Source organism: Pedobacter sp., assembly GCF_041662865.1.
Lineage (GTDB): Bacteria > Bacteroidota > Bacteroidia > Sphingobacteriales > Sphingobacteriaceae > Pedobacter.
Genome location: NZ_JBAZRL010000045.1, coordinates 21,140 through 27,384, shown reverse-complemented (window position 1 = coordinate 27,384; position 6,245 = coordinate 21,140). Strand labels below are relative to the sequence as shown.

Annotated in this window: 4 protein-coding genes and 1 pseudogene; 1 reads left to right on the top strand and 4 read right to left on the bottom strand. The window is 33.8% G+C overall.

The window, feature by feature from the left end; genetic code table 11:
* Positions 1-395: pseudogene (locus tag WC622_RS13380) on the bottom strand (hypothetical protein); the annotation flags it as partial.
* Positions 396-624: 229 nt separating this feature from the next.
* On the opposite strand from WC622_RS13380, the gene WC622_RS13375 reads away from it, so the two are divergent.
* A complete protein-coding gene (locus WC622_RS13375; RefSeq protein ID WP_372820202.1) occupies positions 625-2,163 on the top strand; it encodes a glycoside hydrolase family 10 protein in 1,539 nt (512 codons plus the stop codon).
* Positions 2,164-2,166: 3 nt separating this feature from the next.
* Here the strand turns inward: WC622_RS13375 and WC622_RS13370 are convergent, their stop codons facing one another.
* From WC622_RS13370 to nagB, 3 genes are all read right to left on the bottom strand, one after another.
* A complete protein-coding gene (locus tag WC622_RS13370) occupies positions 2,167-2,940 on the bottom strand; it encodes a DUF1835 domain-containing protein (protein WP_372820201.1) in 774 nt (257 codons plus the stop codon).
* Positions 2,941-2,960: 20 nt separating this feature from the next.
* Positions 2,961-4,109, bottom strand: coding sequence for an acyltransferase family protein (locus tag WC622_RS13365; protein ID WP_372820200.1), 1,149 nt, complete (start codon positions 4,107-4,109; stop codon positions 2,961-2,963).
* Positions 4,110-4,193: 84 nt separating this feature from the next.
* Positions 4,194-6,113, bottom strand: coding sequence for a glucosamine-6-phosphate deaminase (gene nagB / locus WC622_RS13360; protein ID WP_372820199.1), 1,920 nt, complete (start codon positions 6,111-6,113; stop codon positions 4,194-4,196).
* Positions 6,114-6,245 lie beyond the last annotated feature (132 nt).

Here is a 6,245-nt window from a genome sequence, read left to right as displayed (position 1 = left end):
GTTTCTAATCGAGTAATTTTATCGTTGTAATTTTTTACAAATTCTCTTAATTCCTTGACCTGATTTTGCGCTTTTTCTAAATCACCATGAGTAAGTTGACCTTTTTGCAAAGCCAATTTTAGTTCTGCAATTTTTTCTCGAGCTAACTTCTGTTCTTGTTGTAGCTTTTCGCTTAAGGTTACGTTTAGTGAATTTACTTTATCGAGTTCTACCTCAATTTTTTCTACTTCAAGATTTAGTCGATCTTTTTCTGTATTTACAGTTACAAACCTATTGCTCTGTTGTTTATCTTTAAAATATAGGTATGCGTTTATGCCTAAAAGTGCAGCTATTACAATAACTAAAAAGTAAACTTTATTTCTATCAACTTTATTAACGGGATCTTGGTCTTGCATGTTTATTAAATTTCAAATTGGCCAAAATATGCCGCCAATTAACTTTTAATCTAAGTATTTCGATTCTAAAGAACAGCTAACATAATATAAAAAAATGAAAAGTGTAAAATTTGTAGCACTTTTGTGTCAGATTTTTTAAAAAAAGTCGTTTATAGAAAAGTCGAAGAACAGTTAATGTACTTTGACGACTACAAATCAAACCTGTTTTTCTTTTATGCAAAACCAAATAATGAATAAAAGCTATATTTACGCACTTTTACTCTTACTAGCTGCTCCTCTTTTTTCTAACGCACAAAACACTACAAAAATTGCTCCAAAACGCGAATTTAGAGGCGTTTGGGTAGCTTCAGTCACAAATATAGATTGGCCTTCAAAACCAGGTCTTTCAGCCGATCAACAAAAGCAAGAATTTATAGGGATATTAGAACAGCATAAGAAAAATGGCATGAACGCCATTATGTTGCAAATTAGGCCTACGGCTGATGCATTATATGCTAAATCTAGAGAGCTTTGGAGTCATTGGTTAACGGGTGCCCAAGGAATTGCACCTGCCCCTGGTTACGATCCCTTGGAATTTGCTATAAAAGAAGCTCATAATAGAGGAATGGAGTTGCATGCATGGTTTAATCCATATAGAGCAACTATGAATGCATCTCAACTGGTTAGCCCTGAGCATATTACTAAAAAACGTCCAGAATTATTTTACACGTATGGAGGTCAGAAGTTGTTTGACCCAGGATTACCAGAAGTACAGGCGTACATTGTACAAATTATTTTAGATGTGGTTAAAGAATATGATATTGATGGCGTACATTTTGACGATTATTTTTATCCTTATCGTATAGAAGGACAGAAAATTAATGATGCTGCTACTTTTGCAAAGTATCCTAATGGATTTACAAAAATTGATGACTGGCGTAGAAACAACGTTAATATGCTGATAAAAACAGTAAATGATAGTGTTCATTATTATAAGAAATACGTAAAATTTGGTGTTAGTCCTTTTGGTATTTGGCGAAATTTTAGAGAAGACACGTTGGGGTCTAAAACTAATGGCTTATCAAACTACGGAGAATTATATGCTGATTCTAGAAAATGGATTAAAGAAGGTTGGGTAGACTACATCAATCCACAAATATATTTCACTTTCGCTAGGTCTGCAGCACCTTTTGGAGTGTTATTAGATTGGTGGGCGAATAATACTTACGGAAGACATTTATATATTGGTCAAGCCGCTTATTTAGTGCGTATGCCTACAAAAGTAGATGCAACATGGATGAAATTTGATGAAATACCTAATCAAATTAGGTACATGAGAGAGAACAATAGAGTGCAAGGAAGTGTGTTTTTTAGTTCTAAATCTCTTTCTACAAATGCTAGATCTCTTGCTGATTCGTTAAGAAATAATTTATACAAATATCCGGCTTTGCCACCACAAATGCCCTGGTTGGATGATGTGATTCCAAATGCTCCTCAAAATTTTACTGCAGACGCACTTGAAGATGGAGTTAATTTGAAATGGGAAAAGCCATCTAAGGCAACAGATGGTGAAACAGCATCAGGCTATGTGATATATCGTTTTGAAGAAGGTGAAAAAATCAATGTCTTAAACCCAAAAAACATAATAAACATTAGTTTTAGAGACTTTACTTTTTATCTAGATACTAATGCAGAAAAAGGTAAAAGATATAATTATTTGGTTACTGCTTTAGATCGTTTAAAGAATGAAAGTGAACCTACTGGGCCAATTGGCGTACAAGCAAAATAGAAACTAAAATAATTCTTTAGTAATTAATTTTCTTTCTTTTAATCGAGTTAGGATATGGTCGAGCTGTAAATCCGTTAAACCATAAATGTTCTCTTGTGCCCAAAATGCGTTATAAAGTTCAGCTTTGCTGGAAATACCTGAATTTGATAAGATCAATAAAAGCTCTTCGATGTGATTTAATTGAGTACTAGGATTAGGAAAGCGCAATAAATGTGCTTTAAGTGCTTTTTTAAGCAGAGGTAAATTACGGAAATCTTGAGTTAAAAAGTCTTTAATTTGCTCAACATCATTCTCAATATATAAATCCCAAGCTTTGTTAGCAAGCTCTAAATCAGCTTTTTGTAATTTAACTTTTTGAGATATAAGCTTCTTCAACTGCATTGGATTTAACTCGCCTAAACCTCTAAAGTTTGGCATTCCTTCTATAGTTTCTGGGCAGATTAAAGAAATAGAATTATCTTTTCTGTAATTTATTGCAGAGAGTATATAAATCAGGTTAATTTGACAAGTTAAATCGTATTCAAACCACAAGGTAACTTCATCATATTTATCGAGATGGTTTAATTTTTCAGCTTCTGTTATTACTTTCTGTTGGTAATTGGCAGGATTTTCTCCAAAAGTTTTAGAAATCCAATCTGACCGAAGTTCCCATAAATTTGTCTTTGAAACTGGACCATCTGCTAAAATTTCACGCCAAACTAATATATCTCCTTCAATTTTTGTTTGCTTAAAAACAAATAAAGTAGCGTCCCCATTTAAAATATGAAGTGTTTTCATACTTTGTATTCACTTCCAACTTAAACCTTAATAATGATATTTTTCTTGTACATGATCCAAAGTATTACATAAAAGAAAAGTATAACAAATATCGCATAAGCTAAAGATGCGTTTATTGGCGAAAAATGAGGCGTGAAGAAAGTTTCATTAAAGTAAGTTAACGAACCGATTTCATCGCCATTTGCTCGTTTAATTTTAATCATATTTAGCAAACGAGGCATTAATCCTGACACAAAAAACACAGTGATTGCATTTACTCCATAAATTACAAAAGGTTTTGTAAAACGATTGTATTGCTGCACATCGATAATCCAATAGGAAAGCGCTAAAACAATAGTAGCCAAACCGCCTGAATAAAGTACGTATGAACTTGTCCATAACGCTTTATTTATTGGGAATTCTAGATCCCATAAAAGACCTGCAATTACACATACACTTCCTACAGAAAATAGCCAAGCAATTTTTGAAGCAGGCTCAACATCTTTACGTTTTAAATAAACACCAACTAAAACTCCGAATAATCCAGTTGCGATGGCTGGTAGCGTACTCAATATCCCTTCAGGATCCCAAGTGATGGAAGATTTCCATAAATGAGCTTCAGTTAAAATAGTTCTATCTAACCAAGCACCTAAATTGGTTTCTTTTTCAAGATTTGCATAGCCAACTCCAGGTACGGGCACAAACATCATAAATGCCCAATATGCTAAAAGGATAATAATAATAGTTCTAAAAATATTTTTTTCAGATGATTTTAAGAATATCACAGAGCAGATAAAAAATACAACGCCAATTCTTTGTAAAACCCCTGGAATACGAATGTGTTTAATTGATTCTATGAAATTATAATCTTGAAAATTTCTAGGAAAAATAGCAAGGAAAAGCCCTAATCCAAATAAAATTAACCCTCTTTTTAAGGCTTTTAGCATCGTTTTCTGATGGCTTTTTGGGTCTGCCTTTTTGCTGCCCATTGCATAAGCTATCGAAACACCGACAATAAATAAAAAGAAAGGAAATACAAGGTCGGTAGGTGTACAGCCATTCCATTCGGCATGTTCGAGTGGAGCGTAAATATGACTCCAACTACCTGGATTATTAACTAAAATCATTGTGGCAACAGTTAGGCCACGAAAAAAGTCTAATGATAATAATCGCTGAGGTTTAAGTTCCATTTCTTTATGTTAAAATTATCTTCTATAAGACTAATATATAGAAGATAATTTTAAATCATTAATAAAATGAATGTAAAAAGGAATTTAGAATTTGTAGCGAACAAAAGCTTCCATTGCTTCGTAATCTGCTAAACCTAAATTATCGTAAGCTTTTGCGGTTTCTCTGTTCCTATCTTCAGCTCTTTGCCAAAATTCTCTAGCATCATCACCTGGAAAAACAGCTCTATCTTTTTGAGATTGATGTTTGAAAATAGCAAACTTTTTACGTTCAACTTCTTGTGGGCTAAGTGGAACTGCCATTTCAATTTCGTGTGTTTCAAATTCTAACCATGCACCACGATACATCCATAACCAGCAATCTTTAACCCAGCTTTCTGTTTTTTGTAATCTTTTTAAAGCTTCTAAAATAATATTGAAACAAACAATGTGTGTACCATGAGGGTCTTCAAAATCGCCTGCGGCAAACACTTGTTCAGGTTTAATTTTTTGAAGTAATTCCATCGTTAACAAAACATCAGCTTCAGTAACCGGGTTTTTTTGATTTTTCCCGCTTTCATAAAAAGGCAGTGCCATAAAATGGATATGATCGTCTTCTAACCCGCAATAGCGAGCACCAGCAATGGCTTCTCCTTTTCTAATTAAACCTTTAACAGTTTGTATTTCTGGAGTGTCTATTTGATTTGGTTTTTTCTGCTCCATAAATTGGCGCATTCTGGTGTACATATTTTTCATTTCAGGATGTGCCATGCCCATCTTTTCAGAAAAATCATTGTTAAACTCTACAAAACGCAATGCATCATCATCCCAAACAGCAGTATTACCCGAAGTTTGATAAGCAACATGCACATCATGTTTCTGATCAACCAAACGGATAAAAGTTCCGCCCATAGAAATTACATCATCATCTGGATGCGGAGAAAAAATAATTACACGTTTTTTAGCTGGCTCAGCTCTTTCAGGTCTTTGGCTATCATCTGCATTAGGTTTGCCACCTGGCCAGCCTGTAATTGTATGTTGTAACTTATTAAAGATGTGAATATTAATATTGTAAACCGGCCCTTTTTCTAACGCTAATTGCGCCATACCGTTATTATTAAAATCGTCTTCAGTTAATTTTAATATAGGTTTGTGTAGTGTGTTCGCTAACCATATTACCGCTTTTCTAATTAATTGATCTGTCCAAACGCAATCTTTTACTAACCAAGGTGTATCAAACCTAGTTAATAAAGAAGCTGCATCTTCATCTAAAACAAATTCTACATTATCAGAAAGTTGTAAATAAGTTGCTGGTACTTCGCTTGACATTTCTCCTTCAACAGCCTTTTTTATAATTGGAGATTTTTTACGGTTCCAAGCCATTAACACAATTTCACGTGCTTTAAAGATGGTGCCAATTCCCATTGTAATCGCCTTTGTAGGCACAAAAGATTTACCACCAAAATCACGGGCAGCATCCCTACGGGTTAAATCATCTAAAGTAACTAATCGTGTGCCAGAATTAGGCGCAGATCCTGGCTCGTTAAAACCAATGTGACCAGTACGTCCAATTCCTAATATTTGCATGTCTAAGCCACCAAATTCGCCTATTTTGCGCTCATACTCTAAACAAAAAGCAGGAATTTCTTCCAGTTTTAATGTGCCATCTGGAATATGGACATTGTTTTTATCAATATCTATATGGTCAAATAAATGCTCATTCATAAATGAAACATAGCTTTGAGCAGCAGTTGGTTGCATTGGATAGTATTCATCCAAATTAAACGTAATCACGTTTTTAAAGCTTAAACCTTCTTCTTTGTGTAGCCTTACTAATTCTGCATAAACTCCAATTGGAGTTGCACCAGTTGCTAAACCTAGCACTGCATTTAAATTGTTTTTTTGTTTGTCTTTAATAATGTTCGCAATTCTATGCGCTACATTTATAGAAGCTTCTTTAGGGTTTTTAAAGACTGTAACAGGGAGTTTTTCGAACCTCGTTTCTTCTAAAAGATTTAATCTTGCCATTAATTCTGGTGTTATTTAGTGAACGGAGCAGTAAATATAGAGAGTATTAAGCACTTTTTAATAAAGGTTATTTACTTTTATCGCAAGTATTTTTATGAAATATCATTAAAACCGCAATCAAACGTTTGATAT

Bases quoted from the DNA above. Each gene is read 5' to 3' on its own strand.
- WC622_RS13375 (WP_372820202.1), top strand. From the start codon at position 625: ATGAATAAAAGCTATATTTACGCACTTTTACTCTTACTAGCTGCTCCT.
- WC622_RS13370 (WP_372820201.1), bottom strand. From the start codon at position 2,940: ATGAAAACACTTCATATTTTAAATGGGGACGCTACTTTATTTGTTTTT.
- WC622_RS13365 (WP_372820200.1), bottom strand. From the start codon at position 4,109: ATGGAACTTAAACCTCAGCGATTATTATCATTAGACTTTTTTCGTGGC.
- nagB (WP_372820199.1), bottom strand. From the start codon at position 6,113: ATGGCAAGATTAAATCTTTTAGAAGAAACGAGGTTCGAAAAACTCCCT.